Origin of the sequence: Enterobacter cloacae complex sp. SYL001 (assembly GCF_049237025.1) — a bacterium.
GTDB lineage: Bacteria > Pseudomonadota > Gammaproteobacteria > Enterobacterales > Enterobacteriaceae > Enterobacter > Enterobacter intestinihominis.
The window spans coordinates 483,164-505,698 of sequence record NZ_JBMKJI010000001.1; the positions used below are offsets into that span (position 1 = coordinate 483,164).

17 protein-coding genes and 1 pseudogene are annotated in these 22,535 nt (G+C 55.8%); 12 read left to right on the forward strand and 6 right to left on the reverse strand.

Annotated elements, in window-relative coordinates; all coding sequences use genetic code 11:
* The first annotated feature begins 672 nt into the window (after nt 1-672).
* Together ACOTZP_RS02140 and ACOTZP_RS02145 are read left to right on the forward strand one after the other, a co-directional pair.
* Nucleotides 673-1,416, forward strand: coding sequence for a DeoR/GlpR family DNA-binding transcription regulator (locus ACOTZP_RS02140; protein WP_022648061.1), 744 nt, complete (start codon nt 673-675; stop codon nt 1,414-1,416).
* Nucleotides 1,417-1,429: 13 nt separating this feature from the next.
* Nucleotides 1,430-2,497 carry an oxidoreductase gene (locus ACOTZP_RS02145; protein WP_271074758.1) on the forward strand — a complete coding sequence of 356 codons (1,068 nt, stop codon included), beginning with the start codon at nt 1,430-1,432 and terminating at the stop codon, nt 2,495-2,497.
* A gap of 42 nt (nt 2,498-2,539) precedes the next feature.
* On the opposite strand, the gene cybB is transcribed toward ACOTZP_RS02145, so the two are convergent.
* The 3 genes from cybB to ACOTZP_RS02160 all read right to left on the reverse strand — a co-directional run bounded on the left by cybB (nt 2,540) and on the right by ACOTZP_RS02160 (nt 6,012).
* The gene (cybB, locus tag ACOTZP_RS02150; RefSeq protein ID WP_022648059.1) at nt 2,540-3,070 is read right to left on the reverse strand and encodes a cytochrome b561; all 531 of its coding nucleotides are present in this window, start codon (nt 3,068-3,070) and stop codon (nt 2,540-2,542) included.
* Nucleotides 3,071-3,578: 508 nt separating this feature from the next.
* Nucleotides 3,579-5,018: an aldehyde dehydrogenase gene (aldA, locus tag ACOTZP_RS02155; RefSeq protein ID WP_032624297.1), complete on the reverse strand. Its 1,440-nt coding sequence runs from the start codon at nt 5,016-5,018 to the stop codon at nt 3,579-3,581.
* 199 nt (nt 5,019-5,217) lie between these two features.
* Nucleotides 5,218-6,012, reverse strand: coding sequence for a YdcF family protein (locus ACOTZP_RS02160; RefSeq protein WP_271074759.1), 795 nt, complete (start codon nt 6,010-6,012; stop codon nt 5,218-5,220).
* Nucleotides 6,013-6,403: 391 nt separating this feature from the next.
* Here ACOTZP_RS02160 and ACOTZP_RS02165 point away from each other — a divergent pair, with 391 nt between their 5' ends.
* The 5 genes and pseudogenes from ACOTZP_RS02165 (at nt 6,404) to ACOTZP_RS02185 (ending at nt 12,749) form a co-directional block, all read left to right on the forward strand.
* The gene (locus tag ACOTZP_RS02165; RefSeq protein WP_032624298.1) at nt 6,404-7,723 is read left to right on the forward strand and encodes an MFS transporter; all 1,320 of its coding nucleotides are present in this window, start codon (nt 6,404-6,406) and stop codon (nt 7,721-7,723) included.
* A gap of 158 nt (nt 7,724-7,881) precedes the next feature.
* Entirely contained in the window at nt 7,882-9,534 is a 1,653-nt protein-coding gene (locus tag ACOTZP_RS02170) for an MFS transporter (protein ID WP_022648055.1), read from the forward strand.
* A 22-nt stretch (nt 9,535-9,556) separates the two neighbouring features.
* On the forward strand, nt 9,557-10,639 hold the full coding sequence (locus ACOTZP_RS02175) for an HlyD family secretion protein (RefSeq protein WP_022648054.1): 1,083 nt from the start codon (nt 9,557-9,559) through the stop codon (nt 10,637-10,639).
* Nucleotides 10,636-12,015, forward strand: a pseudogene (locus ACOTZP_RS02180) (efflux transporter outer membrane subunit). The gene ACOTZP_RS02175 and the pseudogene ACOTZP_RS02180 overlap by 4 nt, the downstream one beginning before the upstream one ends.
* Nucleotides 12,016-12,089: 74 nt before the next feature.
* Nucleotides 12,090-12,749, forward strand: coding sequence for an O-methyltransferase (locus ACOTZP_RS02185; protein ID WP_271074760.1), 660 nt, complete (start codon nt 12,090-12,092; stop codon nt 12,747-12,749).
* Nucleotides 12,750-12,832: 83 nt separating this feature from the next.
* Here the strand turns inward: ACOTZP_RS02185 and hrpA are convergent, their stop codons facing one another.
* The gene (gene hrpA, locus ACOTZP_RS02190) at nt 12,833-16,735 is read right to left on the reverse strand and encodes an ATP-dependent RNA helicase HrpA (protein ID WP_271074761.1); all 3,903 of its coding nucleotides are present in this window, start codon (nt 16,733-16,735) and stop codon (nt 12,833-12,835) included.
* Between the two features lie 203 nt (nt 16,736-16,938).
* On the opposite strand from hrpA, the gene azoR reads away from it, so the two are divergent.
* Both azoR and ACOTZP_RS02200 read left to right on the forward strand, forming a co-directional pair.
* Nucleotides 16,939-17,544, forward strand: coding sequence for an FMN-dependent NADH-azoreductase (gene azoR, locus ACOTZP_RS02195; protein ID WP_022648050.1), 606 nt, complete (start codon nt 16,939-16,941; stop codon nt 17,542-17,544).
* Between the two features lie 89 nt (nt 17,545-17,633).
* On the forward strand, nt 17,634-18,320 hold the full coding sequence (locus ACOTZP_RS02200) for an RluA family pseudouridine synthase (RefSeq protein ID WP_271074762.1): 687 nt from the start codon (nt 17,634-17,636) through the stop codon (nt 18,318-18,320).
* 7 nt (nt 18,321-18,327) lie between these two features.
* On the opposite strand, the gene ACOTZP_RS02205 is transcribed toward ACOTZP_RS02200, so the two are convergent.
* The gene (locus ACOTZP_RS02205) at nt 18,328-18,867 is read right to left on the reverse strand and encodes a DUF2058 domain-containing protein (RefSeq protein ID WP_022648048.1); all 540 of its coding nucleotides are present in this window, start codon (nt 18,865-18,867) and stop codon (nt 18,328-18,330) included.
* A gap of 168 nt (nt 18,868-19,035) precedes the next feature.
* Between ACOTZP_RS02205 and ACOTZP_RS02210 the strand changes: the two genes are divergently transcribed.
* Together ACOTZP_RS02210 and ACOTZP_RS02215 are read left to right on the forward strand one after the other, a co-directional pair.
* Entirely contained in the window at nt 19,036-20,010 is a 975-nt protein-coding gene (locus ACOTZP_RS02210) for a DUF1852 domain-containing protein (RefSeq protein ID WP_271074763.1), read from the forward strand.
* 26 nt (nt 20,011-20,036) lie between these two features.
* Nucleotides 20,037-21,065, forward strand: coding sequence for a methionine synthase (locus tag ACOTZP_RS02215; protein WP_022648046.1), 1,029 nt, complete (start codon nt 20,037-20,039; stop codon nt 21,063-21,065).
* Between the two features lie 3 nt (nt 21,066-21,068).
* Here the strand turns inward: ACOTZP_RS02215 and ACOTZP_RS02220 are convergent, their stop codons facing one another.
* The gene (locus tag ACOTZP_RS02220; RefSeq protein WP_271074764.1) at nt 21,069-22,001 is read right to left on the reverse strand and encodes a LysR family transcriptional regulator; all 933 of its coding nucleotides are present in this window, start codon (nt 21,999-22,001) and stop codon (nt 21,069-21,071) included.
* A gap of 98 nt (nt 22,002-22,099) precedes the next feature.
* Here ACOTZP_RS02220 and ACOTZP_RS02225 point away from each other — a divergent pair, with 98 nt between their 5' ends.
* On the forward strand, nt 22,100-22,534 hold the full coding sequence (locus tag ACOTZP_RS02225) for a DMT family transporter (RefSeq protein ID WP_421633599.1): 435 nt from the start codon (nt 22,100-22,102) through the stop codon (nt 22,532-22,534).
* Nucleotide 22,535 lies beyond the last annotated feature (1 nt).

The window sequence follows — 22,535 nt, forward strand, 5'->3', positions numbered from 1 at the left end:
CCCTATTTGCCCCACTCCTGTTTGATAAATTCCGCCAATAGTCGACCACACCCATTTCAATTGAGATGAGAGCCGTTCAATCTCTTTTTTTCTTTTAAGAATTTACTTAAATATTCATTGATTCGCAGCATAACAAAATGTGATATGAGCGACCACACCTGTAGTGTTAATGCGGTGTTACAAATAAGAAAAAAGATGGGGTTTCTGGACAAATGGCTATTAGATGCGTTTACGCTGAAACATATAAACCATCTGTAATTTAAGGAAAATTCTGAAACACCTTGATGTACATTTTTGCGTTTATTTCATCGCGAATCAGACACAAAGATTTTCAAAGAACTGTCAATTTAAGTCATTCGCTGATTAATATTAAATTATTTTACTTTAAAAAGAATATCTAATAGATATAAGCACCAATTTATATTTATAATCTGGTTTTATATTCTTATTCGAACTCCTTATTCGGTAGCTTTAACCAAATTTCTATGTAAAACATAGCGTTAACATCAGGTCTAAACGATACATACATGTTTTTGATGACTGATTAATGCTAATTCAATATTCACCTTATCAAACTGTTTTTGGACAACATCCCCCTCCTGTTACGATTCCCTTTCCTGTAAAATGCTGTAAACTGCATAGTATTGCGACATTTTGCAGGATACTGCACCCATGCATAAAACCGCCAGACAGAAATATGTACTTGAAATTATTACTGAACAAGGCCAGGCCAGCATCACTGAGCTGGCAGAAAAGTTGCAGGTTTCTGCGGATACTATCCGTCGCGATCTGACCGATCTGGAAAAACAGGGATTGGCGCAAAAAAACCATGGCGGCGCCATCGCGCTGAATCTCTCGACGATGAACCGAGTTAGCAGGAATACCTTACTGCCTGAAATCAAGCAGCGGCTGGGTAAACAGGTTGCGCAGTGCGTACCTGCGGGCTCGACGCTTTTTCTGGACGCCGGAAGCACACTTCTGGCCGTTGCCTCTTTCCTGCAGGGACCGCTGACCATCATCACCCCTTCTCTTGATATCGCCCAGCAGGTTAGCGATCGGGAAGATATCGATCTGATCCTGCTTGGTGGAAAGTGGGATCAGAAACAGCGCCTGTTTGCCGGAAGCGCCACCCTTTCGCTGCTCTCTCGCTACCGGGCGGATATCGCCATCCTTGGCGCATGCGCCATTCATGCCGAGCTCGGATTGAGCGCCAGTCAGGAGGCGGATGCCGAGGTGAAGCGTGCCATGCTGGCCGCAAGCCAGGCGCACTGGGTAGTCGCCGATCATCTGAAACTCAACCAGTGCGAACCTTATCTGGTTTCAGGGTTATCCCAGATTCATCAACTGTTTTTAGATCGTCCCTGGGCAGAGCTCGGGGACCATAGCGCCGTGCAGGTTACCGTTTGCGCGCATTAACGTGGAGAAGGTCATGAATAAAGTGAAGACAATGAATATTGCGCTGATCGGGTATGGTTTTGTGGGTAAGACGTTTCATGCCCCGCTGATCCAGTCCGTCGACGGCCTGAAGCTGGCGGTGGTCTCATCCCGGGATGAAGAGAAAGTGAAACGCGACCTGCCGGACGTCCTCGTTGTCGCCACGCCGGAAGAGGCCATTCAGCACCCGGATATCGACCTGGTGGTTATCGCCTCCCCTAACGCGACCCATGCGCCGCTGGCCACCCTGGCGCTCGATGCCGGCAAGCATGTGGTAGTGGATAAGCCGTTTACGCTGGATATGCAGGAAGCGAGAGATCTGATTGCGCTTGCGCAAGAAAAACAACGCCTGCTCTCTGTCTTCCATAACCGCCGCTGGGACAGCGATTTTCTCGGCATTAAGCAGGTGATTGAGCAAGGCAGTATCGGCAAGGTAAAACACTTTGAATCGCATATCGATCGTTTCCGCCCGGAGGTTCGCGTGCGCTGGAGAGAGCAAAATGTTCCCGGCAGTGGCCTGTGGTTCGACTTAGGCCCGCACATGATTGACCAGACGCTACAGCTTTTTGGTCTGCCGCTGTCGGTACAGGGCAACATCGCCACCCTGCGTGACGGTGCGGAAATTAACGACTGGGCGCACGTGGTGCTGAACTATCCTGAACACAAAGTGGTCCTCCATTGCAGCATGCTGGTGGCAGGCGGCGTTGCCCGCTTTACCGTCCACGGCGATAAGGCCAGCGTGGTGAAAGCGCGCATCGATCAGCAGGAAGCCCAGCTTCTGGCAGGCGTCATTCCGGGTAGCGAAAGCTGGGGTGAGGACAGCGACGCTATGGTGCTGTTTAATGCCCAGGGTGAAGCCAGCGCTATCCCTGCGCCAAAAGGCGACCAGCGGCAGTACTATATAAACGTGCGCGATGCCCTGAACGGCAAGATTGACAATCCGGTCCATCCGGTGGAAGCCCTGGCGGTGATGGCGGTGCTGGAAGCGGCGGTAAAATCTTCAGAAACGGGTACAACTCAGGAACTGGACTTAACGGCGCAGGAGCGCGCGCAACTGCAATAAGCCGCAAAAAAAATGCCCTGCGGGTTGGCAGGGCATTATCGGTCACTGACGCTTTTTCGGCATCATGCGCAGCAGCGTATTGTCTTTCCAGAAATAGTGATGCATCAGCGCGGCAAAGGCGTGCAAACCAATCACAAAATACCCCAGATTCGCCAGCGTTACGTGCCACGCTTTTAGCGTATCCACCAGGTCAAAATTCCCCTCCGCCGCATGCGGCATCGTCAGGCCAAACGCAAACCAGTCATTTCCCCGGTTATACATCATCACCATGCCGATCAGCGGCAGCGCAATAAACAGCAGGTAGATAACCAGATGCCCCAGATGGGACAGCCCGGTGATCATCGCTTTTGGTTTCGGTTGAATGGGCGGAGCCGGGAATTTCAGGCGGATAAACAGGCGCGCCACCATCAGCACCAGGATGCTGATCCCGCAGGAAACGTGGATCATATTAATAAGCGGACGATCGGTTCGCGGGAACCAACCTCTGAACTCCATGGCGCAATAGGCCATAATCACTAACAGAAAAACCAGCCAGTGAATGCTGATTTGCAGACCCGTATATTTTGTGCGCATGTTGTTTCCCGATAAATAACAGTTATCGCGCCAACATAACCACCTTTCCTGAAAATGTGAACCCCCTTTTACGGAGGGCCGAGTATTCCCAGTTATTTGAAATCAGAAGCATTAACGTGCCTTCAGAATAACGGAGGGATTACAGCGATGCCCAGGTCCGGCTGTAAATCGCTGAGGCGTTTGCCTTCCGGCCGGGGCGAGGCGCAGGGATGCGCCGAGAGGGCGGGCTTTACAGGGATGTTACCTCCGCCCGTCCCCGATAAGCCGGAAGGAATAAGCCGAAGGGACCGCGAAGCGGCGATTTACCGCCGGGAGCCCGGGTCGCCAGGGTGGTGGCGACTGAGCCACCCTGGCACGTTCACCGGTCATTTTGTTACAGAGTAGCAAGGAACCTAAAGTGAACGGAATGACCACCAGAGCCGTATGTTCCCCTCACCCTAACCCTCTCCCCAAAGGGGCGAGGGAACTGCTTCGTGCACACATTATCTCGCATGGAGGGGGCTCCTGATTACGACTGCAAATAGACTACCTGCGTCTGCAAATACTCATTCAGACCGTGTTTGCCATCCGCCCCGCCGATCCCGGATTTCCGCCAGCCCGCATGGAAGCCCTGCATCGCTTCAAAGTTTTCACGGTTAATGTAGGTCTCGCCGAACTTAAGCCCTTTAATGGCTTTCATGGCGACATTCAGATCCTGCGTATATACAGACGAGGTTAAACCGTAGTCGCTGTCGTTGGCCATTTTCAGGGCCTCTTCCAGGGTGTCGAAAGCCACCACCGGCAACACCGGGCCAAAGGTCTCTTCGTGCATGATGGCCATGTCCTGATGTACGTCCAGCAGCAGCGTTGGGGGATAAAAATACCCTTTGCCCTCTGCCGCTTTACCGCCAAGGACCACTTTAGCCCCTTCCTGCACCGCGCGCGCCACCTTCTGCTCCACACGCTCCAGCGCGGCGGCGTTGATCAGCGGCCCCATGGCAATATCCGTTCGCTCAGCCGGATTGCCAAACTGGACGGCTTTCATTGCCTCGCCCAGACGATTCACAAAGCGGTCGTAGATCCCCTTCTGAACATAGACACGTTCCGCGCAGTTACACACCTGTCCGGTATTGATGACGCGTGAATCCACAATGGCCTTCACGGCCAGCTCGAGGTCGGCATCGTCCATCACGATGGCCGGGGCTTTACCACCCAGTTCCAGCCCCACTTTGGTGATGTTTTTCGCAGCCGCAGCCATGATCTTTTCACCCGCCCCGACGCTGCCGGTCATGCTGACCATCGCCACTTTCGGGTTCCCGGCCAGCTCCTGTCCGACGGTTTCACCGCGGCCCAGCACCAGGTTGAAGACGCCTTTCGGCAGGCCAATCTCGTCGACGATTTTGGCAAACGCAATGGCGTTGTTTGGGGTAAATTCGCTCGGTTTGATAACGATGGTGTTGCCGGTGATTAGCGCAGGAGCGAGCTTACGGGCAATCAGGAAGAAGGGAAAGTTCCACGGCAGAATGCCGGTGGTGACGCCAAGGGCGCGCTTAAACACCAGAATATTCTCGCCCGGACGGTCGCTCTGAATGATTTCCCCTTCATAACGGCGCGCCCACTCGGCCATATAGTCGATATAGTCAGCGGTAAAGTTAACTTCCACTTCCGCCAGCTGCTGGATCTTGCCCCCTTCGGCCACAATCAGCGCGCTGATTTCGCTGACGCGCTCGCGGATCCCGGCGGAAATTTTGCGTAGCCAGCTGGCGCGTTCAATGGCAGGCAGCGCCTCCCAGCCAGCCTGCGCGCGCTCTGCCGCGTCAATGGCCTTGCGGGCGTCCTCGGCGGTGCCGTCGGGAATACGGGAAATGACCTCTTCCGTGGCCGGATTGATCACGTCAATCCAGGCATCACCCTGCCAGGCAACAAACTGTCCATCAATATACATAGGATGTTGTACGGGTACTGTCATAACCTGCTCCTGTAATCACACTGTTTTTAACAAGTAAACTTAATGTTAAAAACTATAATTACCGGGGCAATTGCCTACTCTATGAGTCTGTTTTTGTGAGATATCTCATAAAAGAAACGGGTCAGCCCGTTTCAAAAATCACAAATCGGCAACAAAGGCTGCCCGTTTGCGTAAAAGATGGCGCAAACGGGCAAGAGCATTACAGCAGAGAACGGCTCACCAGCGCGTCGGTGAGAATGACGTCGTTTCGCAGGATCTGCCACGCGGCGTCCACGTCGGCAGGGATATCGACATGGGCAATGAAATCACGTCCCGCCGGACCGTAGCCGTTGATGTCGTCCCTGAGTCGCGGAAATTCACCCAGCACCAGCGACAGGTAACGTTCTACCGGCCATAACCCCTCGACCGGGCCGCTGAACGCCAGACCGTCGTCACTGTTTTGCAGCACGGGCGTCAGGCCGGGATGACTCATCCATGCGGGCGATGCAGCCTCGTCGCGGCAAACGCGGGCAAACGTAGCCATTGTGCGACGCTGCATCGTCGGGTCCTGCACTACCAGCACCCGGGCGGCGTTCAGTCCGGACTGTTTCATCAACGCCCGGCTGAAGCGGGCGTTTTCGCCACAGTTGCTCGACTGATCCTCAACGTGAAGATGCTCAGCCGGAATGTTCCAGAATTCACGGGCGATGTCGGCCAGAATAGCCGCCTCAGCCCGCCCGGTGGTGGGTATCCTGTTATAGCGGGGGTGCTTAGCAATCGCGGCGTAGAGGAAGGTCGTCGAGTGACCGATCCCGCCGCTGATGATCAGAGGAACCTCCTGTTCAGCCGCGATTTTACAGGCAGCATCAATCGCGGGGATCACCGCGTTACCCGCCAGAATCACCAGATCAACGGGCTGGTTGTCCTGATAGTCGTCCTGAGCAAGCCACGCCCCAACGGTATTCACGGCATCGAGGGTTGTGCCAGGCAGACAGGGGAAAAGTGCCATTGTCATCGTTACCTCCTTACAGCATTAATCTTTAGAGTACTTCACACAACGGGGGTGAAAAGGAGATCACTCTGAAAGCCGAGGTGCTCATTACACTGCATATTTGTCATTTTGATGAAATAACCAGAAACATCCAAAAACAATTGGGTTGCACCCTGGGTTTGTGCTTTTGATTATCTGCCCTTCAACACATCCTGCCACAACAGCGTGCTGAAAAAGCACCAGTTGCTGCTTAACCCATCGTGTTCTGACCCGTTTTAGTTCTGGCTGACTTGCCAAACGTAACATCCAACCCTAAGTTGCTTAACAATTTCACAACCATTACACACCGACAGGTTGCACCTGAAGCGCGCCAGGTAACACCTCTATTATCATCCACGTGGCGGAGTTTTGAGTCATGACACAACATGAGAGCACGACAACGGTATTGCGGAAAAACAAAAAGGTATTAATTGCCAGTCTTACGGGAAGTTCTATTGAATGGTTTGATTATTTTCTCTATGGCACCGCTGCCGCGCTGGTGTTTAACAAGATTTTCTTTCCGATGGTCGACCCGGTAATCGGGCTGATCCTCTCCTATCTCTCCTTCTCGTTGACCTTTTTTATTCGCCCCATTGGCGGCGTTCTCTTTGCACATATCGGGGATCGTATCGGTCGCAAAAAAACGCTTGTCCTCACCCTTTCATTGATGGGAGGTGCAACCGTGATGATTGGCCTGCTGCCCACCTACGACATGATCGGGATGTGGGCGCCCGCGTTGCTGATCCTGATGCGTATTATTCAGGGGATGGGTATCGGCGGTGAATGGGGTGGCGCGCTGCTGCTGGCTTATGAGTATGCTCCAGAAAAACGCAAAGGCTTCTTCGGCAGTATTCCGCAGGCGGGCGTTACCATCGGCATGTTGATGGCGACATTTATCGTCTCGCTAATGACGCTGTTCAGCGAAGAGGATTTTCTCTCCTGGGGCTGGCGCATTCCGTTCCTGCTCAGTTCCGTGCTGGTAATATTGGGGCTTTGGATCCGAAAAGATATTGACGAAACGCCTGATTTCCAGAAAGTGAAAAAATCCGGTCAGGTTGCGAAAGCTCCGCTGCGCGACACCATAAAACACCACTGGCGTGAAGTGCTAATTGCCGCCGGGCTTAAGGTTGTTGAGACAGCACCGTTCTATATTTTCTCCACGTTTGTGGTGAGCTACGCCACTACCACCCTGACCTATCAGAAATCCCAGGCGCTGGAGGCAGTAACTCTTGGCGCACTGGTCGCCACTATCATGATCCCGCTGATGGGGCTGCTCTCCGACAGGGTTGGCCGCCAGCGTATGTACGCCGTCAGTGTCTTCGTGCTCGGCCTGTTTATCGTGCCCTGGTTTATGCTGCTGAATACCGGTACCACCTGGGGAATTGTGCTCGCGACCGTTATCGCTTTTGGCGTACTGTGGGCACCGGTGACGGCGGTTCTCGGCACGCTCTGCTCTGAAATTTTCAGTGCCAACGTTCGCTACACCGGTATCACGCTGGGTTATCAACTTGGGGCCGCGCTGGCGGGCGGAACGGCACCGCTAATAGCTACCGGACTGCTGGCGAAATACGACGGCGACTGGGTACCCGTGGCCTGGTATCTGGGCGTGACGGTCGCTATCTCCCTCATTGCAATTTTTTGTGCCAGCCGCATCAACCGTGAACGCCACCTTCAGGCGCAGCCGGAACAGCGATAATATTATTGCGGCTCCGTTCGCGAGCCGCACTTTTTCTTCATCATTCCCTCTACATTTGATTAACATACAATATTCGTATTCACTTGAATTATGATTTGCGTCAGCCGTAGAATCATTAGCCCGCTCACAATTCAACATTTTTAAAGGTAAACCCCGTTATGCGCCTGCCCCAACGCGATCCTTATGCTCCTCGCGAGTGGCAGCCACACGAGAAACCCGCTCTGCTGGGTTCCCCTTCCACCCCGGAACATCCGACGTCGAAACGGATCGCCTATGGCGTGGTCGGCCTGCTGGTGTGCCTGACCGGGGCGCTGGGTAACGCGGTCGTCACCGCCAATCTGCAAAATCTGCAAGGCACCTTCGGCGCCTGGTCGACTGAAATCGCCTGGCTGCCTGCCGTCTATGTCATGACTAACGTCTCTATCAACCTGCTGCTGGTAAAGTTTCGCCAGCAGTACGGTTTGCGCGCGTTTACGGAAGGCTTCCTGGTGCTGTATGTGCTGGTCACCTTTTTCCACCTGTTTGTGAACGATCTCAGCTCGGCGCTGATGGTACGGGCGGCACACGGGATGGTCGCCGCCGCGCTCAGCTCGCTCGGCATTTATTACCAGATACAGGCCTGGCCCGCGAAGCACCGACTGAAGGCGCTGACCATCGGCATTACCGGTTCGTCGCTGGCGATACCGCTGGCGCGGCTGTTCTCCACCGAGCTGTTGCAGCTTGATGAGTGGCGTGGGCTGTACTTCTTCGAGCTGGGTTTGGCCCTGATCTCACTGGCCTGCGTGATGGTGCTGAAACTGCCCCCGGGCGATCGACGCAAAGTTTTCGAGAAGAAAGATTTCATCACCTTCTTTTTGCTTGCGCCCGGTATGGCGCTGTTGTGCGCGGTTCTGTCGCTAGGGCGTCTGGAATGGTGGTTTGAAACACCGTGGATCGGCTGGGCGTTGGCTCTCTCGCTGGTGCTAATTGTCTGTGCAATCGTCTTTGAACATAACCGCAGCAACCCGCTGCTCAATACCCGCTGGCTGTCCAGCGGCAGCATCGTACGCCTGGGGTTGATTATGCTGCTGATCCGCATCGTACTGGCGGAACAGAACACCGGCGTCATCGGCTGGCTGCAATATGCAGGCCTACAGAATGAACAGATGACCCATCTGGCGTGGTCTATTTTCGCCGGAATCGTCTGCGGTATCGTCACCAGCTGTCTGACGATCAAACCCACTAAGCTGGCCTGGCCGATTATCACCTCGCTGGCGCTGATGATTGTTGCTTCGCTGCTGGACAGCCAGTCCAATAACCTGACCCGGCCGGATCAGCTGATGTTCAGCCAGTTCCTGCTTGGTTTCGGCAGCGCTTTCTTCCTCGCCCCTGCGATGCTGGCCGCCATTGGCGGGGTGATCGCCGATCCACGCAATCTGGTCAGCTTTTCCGTGATGTTTGGCATGAGTCAGAACCTTGGTGGCCTGCTGGGTTCTGCAATCCTTGGTACCTTCCAGACCTGGCGCGAGAAGTACCATTCCAGCCTGCTGGCTGACCAGCTCACCACCCTCAACCCGCTGGTGAACGAACGCATTCAGCTTTACACCCAGATGTATAAAAGCCTGGTTGGCGACAGTTCCCTGTTGGGAACCCAGGCCATTATTCAGCTTCAGACGGTGACGACGCTTGAGGCAAACATTCTGGCTTACAACGATACTTATCTCCTGACGGCGAGCATTGCCACAGCCACGCTGGTCTGGATTTTATGGCGCTTGCTGCGCCTGCGCATCACCGCCCGTATGGCCCTTAAGAACGCCACTGGCAATAAGTAATGACTATTTTTCAGGAGAAGTTATGAGTCAGCAGGATGCCGCCAAAGAGCAGGCCAACACCCGCAAAAATGTACGCGTCGTTTCCATTTTCACCGCCGCGGCTATCGGCATTGTCGGGGTGCTGGTGATCCTTTATGCCTGGCAGTTGCCCCCGTTCACGCGTCATACCCAGTTTACTGATAACGCCTACGTGCGCGGCCAGACCACGTTCATCAGTCCGCAAGTCAACGGCTACATTACTGAGGTCCATGTTCAGGATTTTGTGCAGGTTAAAAAAGGCGACCTGCTGTTGCAGATTGATGACCGGATCTATCGCCAGCGCGTCCATCAGGCCGAGGCGCAGCTGGCAATGAAAATTGCTGCGCTGAACAACAACCTGCAACAGCGTAAAAGCGCGGAAGCGGTGATTGCCAAAAACGAAGCGGCACTGAAAAACGCCCGTGCCCAAAGTCTGAAAACCCAGGCGGATCTGAAACGCGTGAAGGATCTGACCGCAGACGGCTCCCTGTCCATTCGCGAGCGCGATGCGGCGCTGGCCAGTGCCGCCCAGGGGAGCGCCGATATCGACCAGGCGAAAGCAACGCTTGAGATGTCGCGCCAGGATCTACAAACGGTTATCGTCAATCGCGCTTCGCTGGAAGCGGACGTTCAAAATGCGAAAGCCGCGCTGGAGCTTGCGCAGATCGATCTGCAAAACACCCGCATTGTCGCGCCGCGTGACGGTCAGCTCGGGCAGATTGCGGTGCGTCTTGGAGCGTACGTCACCGCCGGGACGCACCTTACCACGCTGGTCCCGCCGCAGCACTGGGTGATCGCCAATATCAAAGAGACGCAGCTGGCGAATTTACGCGTCGGACAGCCAGTGAAATTCACCGTCGATGCGTTAAACGATAAAGCCTATCAGGGCCGCGTGGAGAGCATATCCCCGGCCACAGGCGTCGAGTTCAGCGCTATTACCCCGGATAACGCCACGGGCAACTTTGTTAAAATCGCCCAGCGCATCCCGGTACGCATTGAGGTACTCGGTGAGCCGGAGGCGTACCGGCTGCTGCGCCCTGGCATGTCGGTGCAGGTCACCATCGACACGCGGGAGGCAAAACAATGACGCTTCGCCCGATAGCCGGCCTGCTGATGATGGCTATCCTAGCGGGTTGCCAGTCGGTTGACGTTGAGCCCGCCACATCGTCCCTGCATATCCCGGCCCAGTGGCGCGCGACGTCGGGGCCAACCAGCCCGACAGAGCAGCTCTGGTGGCGTAATTTCCACGACAGCAATCTGAATCACTATGTGGATCAGGCGCTGAAGAACAACAGCGACGTGCTGATTGCCCGCGAGCGGATTAATGAGTATCAGGCCCGGGTATACGCCGCCGACGGCAGCCTGTTCCCGTCGCTTGACGCGGGCGTGACCGGGACGCGCGCGCGCTCGCAGTCCGCCGCCACAGGCCTTCCGGTATACGGTACGTTGTACAAAGGCAGCCTGACCGCCAGCTACGACGTGGATATCTGGGGGGTAAACCGCAGCACCTCCCGTGCCGCCGAAGCGTCGCTGGAGGCACAAAAGGCGGCGGCCGCGGCGGCAGATCTCACGGTCGCATCGTCGGTGGCCTCCGGGTACGTCACTCTCCTGTCGCTGGATGAACAGCTTCGCGTTACCCAGTCCACGCTGAAATCGCGTGAAGAGGCGTTCAATCTTGCTAAACGACAGTTTGAGACGGGATACAGCTCTCGCCTTGAGCTGATGCAATCGGATTCTGAGCTGCGCGCCACCCGCGCTCAGGTTCCACTGCTTCAGCACCAGATTGCGCAGCAGGAGAATGCGCTTAGCCTGCTGCTGGGCAGCAACCCGGGTAACGTTGCGCGCGGTGAAAGCTTTGATGCCCTGACGCCGCTGAAACTGCCCTCCCAACTGCCGTCGACGTTACTGAACCGGCGTCCGGATATCGTCCAGGCTGAACGTCAGCTGATTGCGGCGGACGCGACGCTGGCGGCATCGCGTGCCAGCCTGCTGCCGTCGATCAACCTCACGGCCACAGGATCGGTGCAGGATCGCACGCTGTCGGGATTGCTGGATAACCCCCTCCAGCTCTGGAGCGTGGGCGGCAGTATTCTTGCGCCGCTGCTGAACCGACAGACGCTGAATGCACAGGTGGATATCTCCCAGTCTCAGCGTAATCAGGCGTTGTACAGCTACGAAAAAACCGTACGTAATGCGTTTGCCGAGGTGAATGACAGCCTTGATGCCATCACCCGTTATCAGGAACAGCTTAACGAGCTGCTGGCTCAGCAGGCGGTCGCGCAGGAGACGCTGCGGATAGCGCAAAACCGCTACCGCAACGGGTACTCTTCTTATCTGGATGTGCTCGATGCACAGCGCACGCTGTTCTCGGTGTAGACCAGCGTGGTACAGGTGAAAAACAACCTGCTGCTGGCGCAAATTGATTTGTATAAAGCGCTGGGCGGCGGTTGGGTCAGTGCGTGAAAACATGCCGGGTGGCGGCTACGCCTTACCCGGCCTACATTTCGCCTCTGGCGATACCCCCAAGGAGTCAATCTATGCAACAGCAGTGGTGTTCAGTAGATAATTACATGATTTCGTCGCTTATTCCTGAAGATGAAGTTCTCCAGAACGTCCTTGAAAACAACAAACGCGCCGGTTTACCCGAGCACGACGTTGCCGCAAATCAGGGGCAACTGCTGGCGCTGTTTGTCCGCATGACGCAGGCGCGTCGAATACTGGAGATCGGTACGCTTGGTGCATATAGCTCAATCTGGATGGCGCGCGCCCTACCGCCGGACGGAAAGTTGATTACGCTAGAAGCGGACCCGAAACATGCCGCTGTTGCACGCCAGAATATTCATCTTGCGGGACTCGGCGATCGTATCGAACTGATTACAGGCCCGGCGCTAAAGTCGCTCGAGAATTTCGGTGACGTCCCGCCCTTTGACCTGATCTTTATTGATGCCGATAAGCCAAACAATCCCGGCTACCTGGAGTGGGCGCTGCACTACTCCCGTCCCGGCACGGTAATAATCGGCGATAACGTGGTGCGCGACGGCGAGGTGGTTAACGGGCAAAGCGACGATGCACGCGTGCATGGGGTACGGAAGTTTATCGAGATGACTGGAGATAACCCACGCTTAACCGCCACCGCGCTGCAAACGGTGGGCGTTAAGGGGTGGGATGGGTTTACGCTAGCGATGGTGGAACGATAAAAAAGCCGGGTGGCGGCTACGCCTTACCCGGCCTGCATGTTCTCCCGTAGGCCCGGTAAGCGCAGCGCCACCGGGCAATGGTTTTAGCCGGCGATCTGCTCCATCGCCTGCAAGATACGCTTATCCGAAATGGGATACGGCGTACCGAGCTGCTGGGCGAAGAAGCTGACGCGCAGCTCCTCGATCATCCAGCGGATCTCCCGCACGTCGTCGTCATCGCGACGCGCTGGCGGCAGTTTGTTGAGCCACTGCTGCCACGCCTGCTGCACGTTTTCGACTTTCAGCATCTGCGCTCGATCGCGATGCGGATCGACCGCCATTTTCTCCAGACGCTTCTCAATCGCCTGCAAATAACGCAGCGTATCACCCAGACGCTTAAAGCCGTTGCCGGTGACAAAGCCGCGATACACCAGCCCCGCCATCTGCGCCTTCACGTCCGACAGACCCAGGGCCATGGTCATATCCACCCGCCCCTTCAGGCGCTTGTTGATATTGAACACGGCGGTGAGGATCTGCTCGACCTGTTTCGCAATCTCTACCACGGTATCGTTCAGCTCCGCGCGCACCTTTTCATGAAGCTGAGCAAAGCCCTCTTCCGTCCAGACCGGACCGCCCGCCTCGTGGATCAGTTTGTCCACACCGCAGGAGATACAGTCGTCGATCAGATCCAGCACCTTACCGTACGGGTTAAAGTAGAGCCCCAGCTTGGCTTTGTTCGGCAGCTTCTCGTGCAGATACTTAATCGGCGACGGGATGTTAAGCAGCAGCAGGCGACGCAGCCCGCGCCACATCATCTGCTGTTGCTCCTGCGGATTGTCAAAGAGCTTAATCGCCACACTGTCGCGCTCATCCACCAGCGCGGGCCAGGCTTTCACCTTGTAGTTCCCGCGCTTCTGCTCATAGCTTTCCGGAAGCTGACCAAAGCTCCAGATGTGCAGCCCGCTCTGCTCAATACCGTCATCGGCCACCGCAGAGAGCGTCTCCTGGACTTTACCTTTCAGCGCTTCTTTCAGCTCCGTCAGAGAACGGCCTTCGAGCAGCTTTTTGTTTTTATCGTCCACTACGCGGAATGTGATTTTCAGGTGATCGGGCACCTGATCCCAGTTCCAGTCGTCGCGGTCAATCGTGGTCCCGGTCATGCGTCGGAACTCACGCTCCAGTGCGTCCAGCAGCGGCAGTTCCAGCGGCGTGACGCGGCCTAAAAACGCTTCGGCGTAGTTCGGCGCCGGTACAAAGTTGCGCCGCACTGGTTTAGGCAGGGATTTGATTAATGCAATGACCAGTTCGCGGCGCAGGCCGGGAATTTGCCACTCAAACCCGCTCTCATCCACCTGGTTTAACAGCGGCAGCGGAATGTGCACCGTCACGCCATCGGCATCCGCGCCCGGCTCAAACTGATAGGTCAGACGCAGCTTCAGGTTGCCCTGATGCCAGAAGTTCGGGTAGTCGAGCTTGCTGACCGACTCCGCGCCCTCTTTGATCAGCATGCTCTTTTCAAAGTTGAGCAGGTCCGGGGTCTCTTTGCTGGCTTTCTTCCACCAGCTGTCGAAATGGCGCGCCGAGATCACATCGTGGCTGATGCGCTGGTCGTAAAACTCAAACAGCGTCTCGTCGTCCACCAGAATGTCGCGACGGCGGGACTTGTGCTCAAGCTCTTCCACCTCGGCGCGCAGCTTGAGGTTTTCGCGGAAGAACGCATGGCGCGTCTGCCAGTCGCCTTCCACCAGCGCATGGCGGATAAACAGCTCGCGACTCAGCGCCGGGTCAATCTGGCTGTAGTTAACCTTACGCGCTGCAACCACCGGCAGGCCGTAAACGGTGACTTTTTCCGTCGCCATCACCGCGCCCTGCCCGCGCTCCCAGTGCGGCTCGCTGTACGAGCGTTTCAGCAGGTGCTGCGCCACCGGCTCAACCCACTCTGGATCGATACGCGCGGCGATACGCCCCCACAGACGGCTGGTTTCCACCAGCTCGGCGACCATGGTCCACTTTGGCGGCTTCTTGAACAAACCGGAGCCCGGGAAGATGGAGAAACGCGCGTTGCGTGCGCCGGTAAATTCCTGTTTATCCGCATCCTTCATCCCGATATGAGACAGCAGGCCGGTCAGCAGGGCGATATGAATTTCGCGGTACTCCGCCGGTTCACTGTTCACCGGGATGCCCAGCTCTTTCACCACCTGGCGCAGTTGGGTGTAGATATCCTGCCATTCGCGCACGCGCAGGTAGTTGAGGAAATCCACCCGGCACTGACGGCGGAACTGATTCGAAGAGAGCGCTTTTTGCTGCTCGCCGAGGTAGTTCCACAGGTTGACGAATGCGAGGAAATCGGACTCTTTATCGTGGAAGCGACGGTGTTTTTCATCCGACGCCTGCTGTTTGTCCATCGGACGCTCGCGCGGATCCTGAATGGAGAGCGCCGAGGTGATGATCATCGCCTCGCGCACGCAGCCGTGTTTTTGCGCCTCCAGCACCATGCGCGCCAGACGCGGGTCGACCGGCAGTTGGCTAAGCTGGCGGCCCAACGGCGTTAGCTTGTAGGCCGTCGCCTGCTCGTCGGTGGTAATGGCACCCAGCTCTTCCAGCAGCCGCACCCCGTCCTGAATATTGCGCTTATCCGGCGCTTCCACAAACGGGAAGGCGGCGATATCGCCCAGCCCCAGCGCGGTCATTTGCAGGATAACGGATGCCAGGTTGGTTCGCAGGATCTCCGGATCGGTAAACTCCGGGCGCGAAAGGAAATCGTCTTCCGAATAGAGACGAATACAGATCCCTTCCGACACGCGGCCGCAGCGGCCCTTACGCTGATTAGCTGACGCCTGCGAAACCGGCTCGATCGGCAGACGCTGAACTTTGGTTCTGTAGCTGTAGCGGCTGATGCGCGCCGTACCCGGGTCGATCACGTATTTAATGCCCGGTACGGTCAGCGAGGTTTCGGCCACGTTGGTCGCCAGCACGATGCGGCGCCCGCTGTGCGGCTGGAACACGCGGTTCTGCTCGCTGTTGGACAGGCGCGCGTACAGCGGCAGGATCTCGGTATGGCGCAGATCGCGCTTGCTGAGCGCATCGGCGGTATCGCGGATCTCACGCTCGCCGCTCATGAAGATCAGAATGTCGCCAGAACTCTCGTTGCCCAGCTCGTCGACGGCATCGAAGATGGCCTGAAGCTGGTCGCGCTCGGTATCGTCCGCCTCTTCAACAATCGGGCGATAGCGCACTTCAACCGGGTAGGTTCGGCCTGAGACTTCAATGATCGGCGCATTGTTGAAATGTTTTGAGAAGCGCTCCGGGTCGATGGTCGCGGAGGTGATGATGATTTTCAGATCCGGACGCCGTGGCAGCAGCTCTTTCAGGTAGCCGAGCAGGAAGTCGATGTTCAGGCTGCGCTCGTGCGCTTCATCGATGATGATGGTGTCGTACTGCATCAGCAGACGATCCTGCTGGATTTCCGCCAGCAGGATACCGTCGGTCATCAGCTTAACCATGGTGTTATCGCTGACGTGGTCGCTGAATCGCACCTTGTAGCCGATGCAGCCGCCCGGCTCCGTTTGCAGCTCGTCGGCAATACGGTTCGCCACGGTGCGCGCCGCCAGACGACGCGGCTGGGTGTGACCGATCAACCCTTTCACCCCGCGGCCTAATTCCATGCAGATCTTCGGCAGCTGAGTGGTTTTACCTGAACCGGTTTCCCCCGCGACGATCACCACCTGGTGGTCGCGCACGGCCTCAAGAATGTCCTGTTTTTTCTGGCTGACGGGCAGGTTTTCCGGATAGGTAATCTCCGGGCGTGCGGCTTCACGCAGCACAACTTTCCCTGCCGCCTGTTCAATCTCTTTGGCCATCTCCTGGTAAATGGCCTGTTGTGCATCAGGATTTTTAACCTTCTTAACGCCGTGCAGACGGCGCGCAAACCGCTGTTTATCGCGCAGCATCAGCGAATCAAGCTGTTGCATCAGCATCGGGAAGGATAATTTCTGTTGTTCTGTCATAGCGTTAACGGGCAGTGCACTGCCGGATAAAATCTCTTTTTAATGATTGCTATAGAGTACCACATCAGTGCTTTTCGCGCCTTATTCAAAAAATTCGAACATAGGCTTCGATATATTGCGCTATCCCTGTGGCAGGATTGTGAATAAAGTGTCAACAAGCAACGGGGCAACCCCCTCAATCAAATACAAAACAGGAAATTCCCATGAGCAAAGTATTAGTGTTGAAATCCAGTATTCTGGCAGGGTATTCACAGTCTGGTCAGCTGGCTGACTATTTCGTTGAACAGTGGCGTGAACAGCACAGCGCGGATGAAATCACCGTGCGTGACTTGGCGGCAAACCCGATTCCTGTGCTGGACGGCGAGCTGGTTGGCGCGCTGCGTCCGAGCGATGCGCCTCTCACCCCACGTCAGCAGGAAGCCCTGGCGCTCTCCGACGAGCTGATTGCTGAGTTGCAGGCCCACGACGTTATCGTGATCAACGCCCCAATGTATAACTTCAACATTCCTACGCAGCTGAAGAACTACTTCGACCTGGTGGCGCGCGCTGGCGTAACCTTCCGTTACACCGAGAACGGCCCGGAAGGTCTGGTGAAAGGTAAACGCGCTATCGTCCTGACCAGCCGCGGCGGTATTCACAAAGATACCCCTACCGATCTGGTCGCACCGTACATGACGCTGTTCCTGGGCTTCATCGGCATTACCGACGTGAACTTCGTGTTCGCTGAAGGTATCGCTTACGGCCCGGAAGTAGCCACCAAAGCGCAGACCGACGCGAAAGCCGCTATCGACAGCCTGGTCGCAGCCTAAATTTTCCCCCTCTCTCCGCCCGGTGGGAGGGTTTTTCTTTCCCCCGTATTTCGTTATCATCCGCACCCACTCTCCAGCCCGGCGGCCTGATGTCTGTCATAATCGATACGTTTATTGCACCACCCTGTCACGACGACATTGAGATCCTCTGGCAGGACGAGCATCTGCTGCTGATCAACAAACCCTCAGGTCTGCTCAGCCTGTCCGGGAAAAATCCGCAAAACCGCGATTCCGTCCACTACCGTCTGGTGCAAACCTTTCCCGGCTGCACGCTGGTGCATCGTCTTGATTTTGGCACTTCGGGCCTGATGGTGATTGCACGTAACAAAGCGATTAACGCCGCGCTTTGCCACCAGTTCAGCCAGCGCGCCGTGACCAAGGTTTACACCGCCCTGTTGTGCGGACATGTGGAACAGGACGAAGGGACCGTGGATGCCCCGATTGCCAAAGATCCGGCGCTGTTTCCGCTGATGACGATCTGTGCCCGCACCGGTAAGCCCGCTCGCTCCCGCTATCGGGTGATGGAACGTATTTATCAGGATACGACAATGCCGTTGACGCGGGTTGAGCTTACCCCGGAGACCGGGCGCACCCACCAGCTGCGCATTCACTGTCAGCAGTTAGGCCACCCTATTTTGGGGTGCGATCTGTATGGGGGTCTGGAATGGCCGGGGGCGGAAGAAACGCCCCGGCTGATGCTGCATGCAAGCGTTCTGAGTTTTATGCATCCGCTGAGCGGCGAGACCATGAATGCCCGTCACGCCGCGCCATTCTGAACGAGGTTTACCACATTAAATCGTCAGGGATTTTGAAGTCTGCGTACGGATCGTCTTCGTCCTGCTCTTCCTGACTCAACGCGCTGTTTAGCACAATGCTGTCCGCATCGCGCTGGGCAATTTTATCCGCCACCACCGCCGGGATAATCGCGTAATCACAGTCGCCATTCGCGTTAATCACCAGTCGGGCAATCGCCAGACGACCGTTGATCAGCTGGGTTTGCGTCTGCTTATCGACGTCGATTTTTTTGATCAGGCTGCCATCGGTAAAGTTAAAGGTAATGTTGCCCTTCGCCACGGTGATGCGGTTCATCTCAATCAGCTGCTTCACCTGCGCCCTGAACTCTTTTGCCAGCACCGCCTGTTTTTGCTGTTCGCTCAGCTGCTTATCACGCTCCAGCTGGGCTTTCTTGTTCTCTTCAACAGCCTCTCTCGCCTCGCGAGCCTGGACGCGGGATTTTTTCGCCGTGCGCTGAACCTTCGCCATCTTTTTACTGCTGACTAAGCCCGCTTTCAGCATCTGCTCTTGTAGGGTGAGTTTTGTCATGATCGTTTAAACCGGTTGGAAATGTCGGGGGATTATACCTGAATCGCGCAGTTCATGAAGAACCCTCATGACGCAGTGAAATTAAGTCACTTCCCCTGCGCCAGTGGCTCAGGCATAAATTATGCATTGATAACGTTTAGGCAACATGAACTTAGGATGCATAACCAAATGAGTCAGGCTTTCACATTTACCCTTAAGCGCAGTTGCTTTGATGAAAATTATAACCCGTCAGAAAACACGCGTACCACCACCAACTTCGCCAACCTGGCGCGTGGCGAGAAGCGTCAGGAGAACCTGCGCAATACGCTGGTGATGATCAACAACCGCTTTAACGCGCTGGCGAGCTGGGATAACCCAAAATCCGACCGCTATGCCGTCGAGCTGGAGATTATTTCAGTCGATATGAAAATCGGCGGCGATTTTACTTTCCCGGCCATCGAAATTCTGCAAACGACGATCGTGGATAAAAAGACCCACGAGCGCATCGAAGGCATCGTCGGGAATAACTTCTCATCCTATGTTCGTGACTATGATTTCAGCGTCCTGCTGCTGGAGCATAATAAAGATCAGCCCCGTTTTACCCTCCCCGAGAATTTTGGCGAGCTGCACGGCAATATCTTTAAAAGCTTCATTCATTCTGCGGAATATCAGGCGAACTTTAAAAAAGCGCCGGTGATCTGCCTGAGCGTCTCCAGCAAAGACACCTATCGTCGTACCGGTAACCACCACCCGGTGCTGGGGTATGAGTACCAGCCGGACGGCGAGTCGCTAACGGAACAGTACTTCGCGAAGATGGGCCTCAAGGTTCGCTATTTCATGCCGGAAAACAGCGTCGCGCCATTTGCCTTCTTCTTCACCGGCGATTTATTGCGTGATTACACCAATCTGGAACTGATCGGCACCATCAGCACCATGGAGACGTTCCAGAAGATCTATCGACCAGAAATTTACAATGCCAATTCCGCTGCGGGACAGTGCTATCAGCCCGACCTGAATCAGCAGGATCACTCATTAACAAAAATCGTCTATGACCGTGAAGAGCGCAGCCGGCTGGCCATTGAACAGGGTAAATATACCGAAGAGCGGTTCATCAAACCCTATAAAACCCTTCTTGAGCAGTGGTCTCATCACTTCACGCTTTAATTTAATACGAATAAAAGGTTCTTCTTATGAAAACATTGCTCCCGACATCGACGGCTGGCAGCCTGCCGAAACCCACCTGGCTTGCGCAGCCGGAAACGCTCTGGTCGCCGTGGAAACTCCAGGACGAGGAATTACTGGCAGGGAAACAGGATGCGCTTCGTTTGTCTCTGGATGAACAGATTCGCGCCGGGATTGATATCGTCAGCGACGGGGAACAAACCCGCCAGCATTTCGTCACCACCTTTATTGAACATCTCAGCGGCGTGGATTTTGAGAATCGTCAGACGGTGCGGATCCGTAACCGTTACGATGCCAGCGTGCCGACCGTGGTAGACGCGGTGGCGCGCCAGAAACCGGTGTTTGTAGACGACGCGAAATACCTTCGCCAGCTGACGGATAAGCCGATCAAGTGGGCGCTGCCTGGCCCGATGACCATGATCGACACGCTATACGATGCTCACTATAAAAGCCGCGAAAAGCTGGCCTGGGAGTTCGCTAAAATTCTTAATCAGGAAGCCCGCGAGCTGGAGGCGGCCGGCGTTGACATTATTCAGTTCGACGAACCTGCTTTTAACGTCTTTTTCGACGAAGTGAATGACTGGGGCATCGCCGCGCTGGAGCGCGCCATTGAAGGGCTGAAATGCGAAACCGCAGTACATATCTGCTACGGGTACGGCATCAAAGCCAATACGGACTGGAAAAAAACGCTCGGCTCCGAGTGGCGCCAGTATGAAGAGGCGTTTCCAAAGTTGCAGACCTCAAAGATCGATATCATCTCGCTGGAGTGCCACAACTCGCGCGTGCCGATGGATCTACTGGAGCTGATCCGCGGTAAAAAAGTGATGGTCGGGGCAATTGATGTTGCCACCCAGACCATCGAAACGCCGGAAGAGGTCGCCGATACGCTGCGCAAGGCGTTGCAGTTTGTGGATGCAGACAAGCTCTATCCGTCCACTAACTGCGGCATGGCTCCCCTTTCCCGCCAGGTCGCCAACGGTAAGCTGAAGGCATTAAGCGCCGGGACTGACATTATCCGTCGCGAGCTTGCCCGCTAACCTTCAGGTTTGCCAGTACAGTGGCGTACCGAACCGCTCTATATAGTAGTCAATCACCGCCCTGACGTTCAGGGGCGGATGACGCGCGTTCGGGTAAATCGCCGCAATCGTCAGTGGCTCCGTATTAATAGAACATTCCATTTCCGGCAGCAGTGCCACCAGCTCACCGCTTTTGAGCCGTTCGTTCACCATCCAGTCCGGGAAAAGCACAACGCCCATGCCGCCCAGCGCCGCAATCAGGAGTGTTTCCGCGTTATTGGAAGTCATCAGCGGTACGATGGGATAGTGAACCCACGCCTCGCCCGACTGCCGGATCAGCCAGCGGTTAGGCCCGGACGAGCCGCGGTAAACCAGACAGTGGTGACGGCTGAGATCGTCCGGCCCCTCGGGTGCGCCATGTTTTTGCAGATAGTCCGGCGAGGCCGCCAGATGGTAGAACTGCTGACCGAACACCCGGGCGTGAAACGAGGAGTCCGTCAGCGCGCCGATGCGGAAGATTACGTCCGCGGCGTCGCGGTGCGGATCGATAAAATCGTCGGTGAGGGTCAGTTCAATGGAGAGACGAGGATAACGCGCCAGAAGCCCCGGCAGGCCCGGCGCGATGTGCCGTTGTCCGAAAAAGACCGGGCCATTGATACGCAGCGTGCCCGACGGCTCGCGGGCGCGTTCATCCAGCTCGCGTCGCGCATCCTCCAGATTTCCGGCCATCGCCCGGGCATAGCGCACAAAAAGATGCCCGCTCTCTGTGGGCATAATCGCCCGCGTGTTGCGGTAGAAAAGCTGTTGCCCGAGGGCATCCTCAAGCTGGTGAATCATGCGGGAAACCTGCGACGCAGAAATCCCTTCCCGCCTCGCCACCACGGAAAAATTCTGCGTTTCATAAACGTCGATGAAGATCAGCAGCGCGCGAACGCTGATATGTCCGGCATCCATCATTAATGCATTTCCTGCACAGGTGTTTCCTGCATTATGGCATTTTTCTCAATGATGTTCAGACGTAATCTTCTCCGCCTGGAAAAAGGAGAAAAAGCGTTATGCACATTATTTTAATTTTACTGGTGATTGCCGGCGGCATGGGGTTGTCCGTGGAAGCCGGGCTGCTGGGGCCGCTGTGCGCGGAGGTGGGCGACCTGTGGGCGGCGTTCAGCATATTTAGCGTGGGAACCGGGCTGACGTTTCTGCTGATGCTGTTTTTCAGCCCCCGCAACAGTCCCTCATTTTTTGCGCAGCCGTCATGGCACCTGCTGGGCGGCGTGCTCGGCCCGGTCTACGTCATCATTCTCACCATTGCCACGCCAGCGATCGGTATTGCTATGACGATGATCGGCATTCTGGCAGGCCAGTTCTTTAAAAGCCTGATTATTGACCACTACGGCCTGCTGGGTACGCCGCACCGCAGGATTGATACAAAACGCATTATTGCGCTGGGATTTATCATCGCCGCGCTCATTCTCGTGGCGCAGGGGTAAC

What these genes read in the sequence shown, in the direction of transcription:
- hrpA (WP_271074761.1), bottom strand. Translation starts at nt 16,735, where the DNA reads ATGACAGAACAACAGAAATTATCCTTCCCGATGCTGATGCAACAGCTT.
- ACOTZP_RS02165 (WP_032624298.1), top strand. Translation starts at nt 6,404, where the DNA reads ATGACACAACATGAGAGCACGACAACGGTATTGCGGAAAAACAAAAAG.
- ACOTZP_RS02220 (WP_271074764.1), bottom strand. Translation starts at nt 22,001, where the DNA reads ATGATGGATGCCGGACATATCAGCGTTCGCGCGCTGCTGATCTTCATC.
- ACOTZP_RS02170 (WP_022648055.1), top strand. Translation starts at nt 7,882, where the DNA reads ATGCGCCTGCCCCAACGCGATCCTTATGCTCCTCGCGAGTGGCAGCCA.
- cybB (WP_022648059.1), bottom strand. Translation starts at nt 3,070, where the DNA reads ATGCGCACAAAATATACGGGTCTGCAAATCAGCATTCACTGGCTGGTT.
- ACOTZP_RS02205 (WP_022648048.1), bottom strand. Translation starts at nt 18,867, where the DNA reads ATGACAAAACTCACCCTACAAGAGCAGATGCTGAAAGCGGGCTTAGTC.
- ACOTZP_RS02175 (WP_022648054.1), top strand. Translation starts at nt 9,557, where the DNA reads ATGAGTCAGCAGGATGCCGCCAAAGAGCAGGCCAACACCCGCAAAAAT.
- ACOTZP_RS02185 (WP_271074760.1), top strand. Translation starts at nt 12,090, where the DNA reads ATGCAACAGCAGTGGTGTTCAGTAGATAATTACATGATTTCGTCGCTT.
- ACOTZP_RS02200 (WP_271074762.1), top strand. Translation starts at nt 17,634, where the DNA reads ATGTCTGTCATAATCGATACGTTTATTGCACCACCCTGTCACGACGAC.
- ACOTZP_RS02140 (WP_022648061.1), top strand. Translation starts at nt 673, where the DNA reads ATGCATAAAACCGCCAGACAGAAATATGTACTTGAAATTATTACTGAA.
- ACOTZP_RS02215 (WP_022648046.1), top strand. Translation starts at nt 20,037, where the DNA reads ATGAAAACATTGCTCCCGACATCGACGGCTGGCAGCCTGCCGAAACCC.
- azoR (WP_022648050.1), top strand. Translation starts at nt 16,939, where the DNA reads ATGAGCAAAGTATTAGTGTTGAAATCCAGTATTCTGGCAGGGTATTCA.
- aldA (WP_032624297.1), bottom strand. Translation starts at nt 5,018, where the DNA reads ATGACAGTACCCGTACAACATCCTATGTATATTGATGGACAGTTTGTT.
- ACOTZP_RS02225 (WP_421633599.1), top strand. Translation starts at nt 22,100, where the DNA reads ATGCACATTATTTTAATTTTACTGGTGATTGCCGGCGGCATGGGGTTG.
- ACOTZP_RS02145 (WP_271074758.1), top strand. Translation starts at nt 1,430, where the DNA reads ATGAATAAAGTGAAGACAATGAATATTGCGCTGATCGGGTATGGTTTT.
- ACOTZP_RS02210 (WP_271074763.1), top strand. Translation starts at nt 19,036, where the DNA reads ATGAGTCAGGCTTTCACATTTACCCTTAAGCGCAGTTGCTTTGATGAA.
- ACOTZP_RS02160 (WP_271074759.1), bottom strand. Translation starts at nt 6,012, where the DNA reads ATGACAATGGCACTTTTCCCCTGTCTGCCTGGCACAACCCTCGATGCC.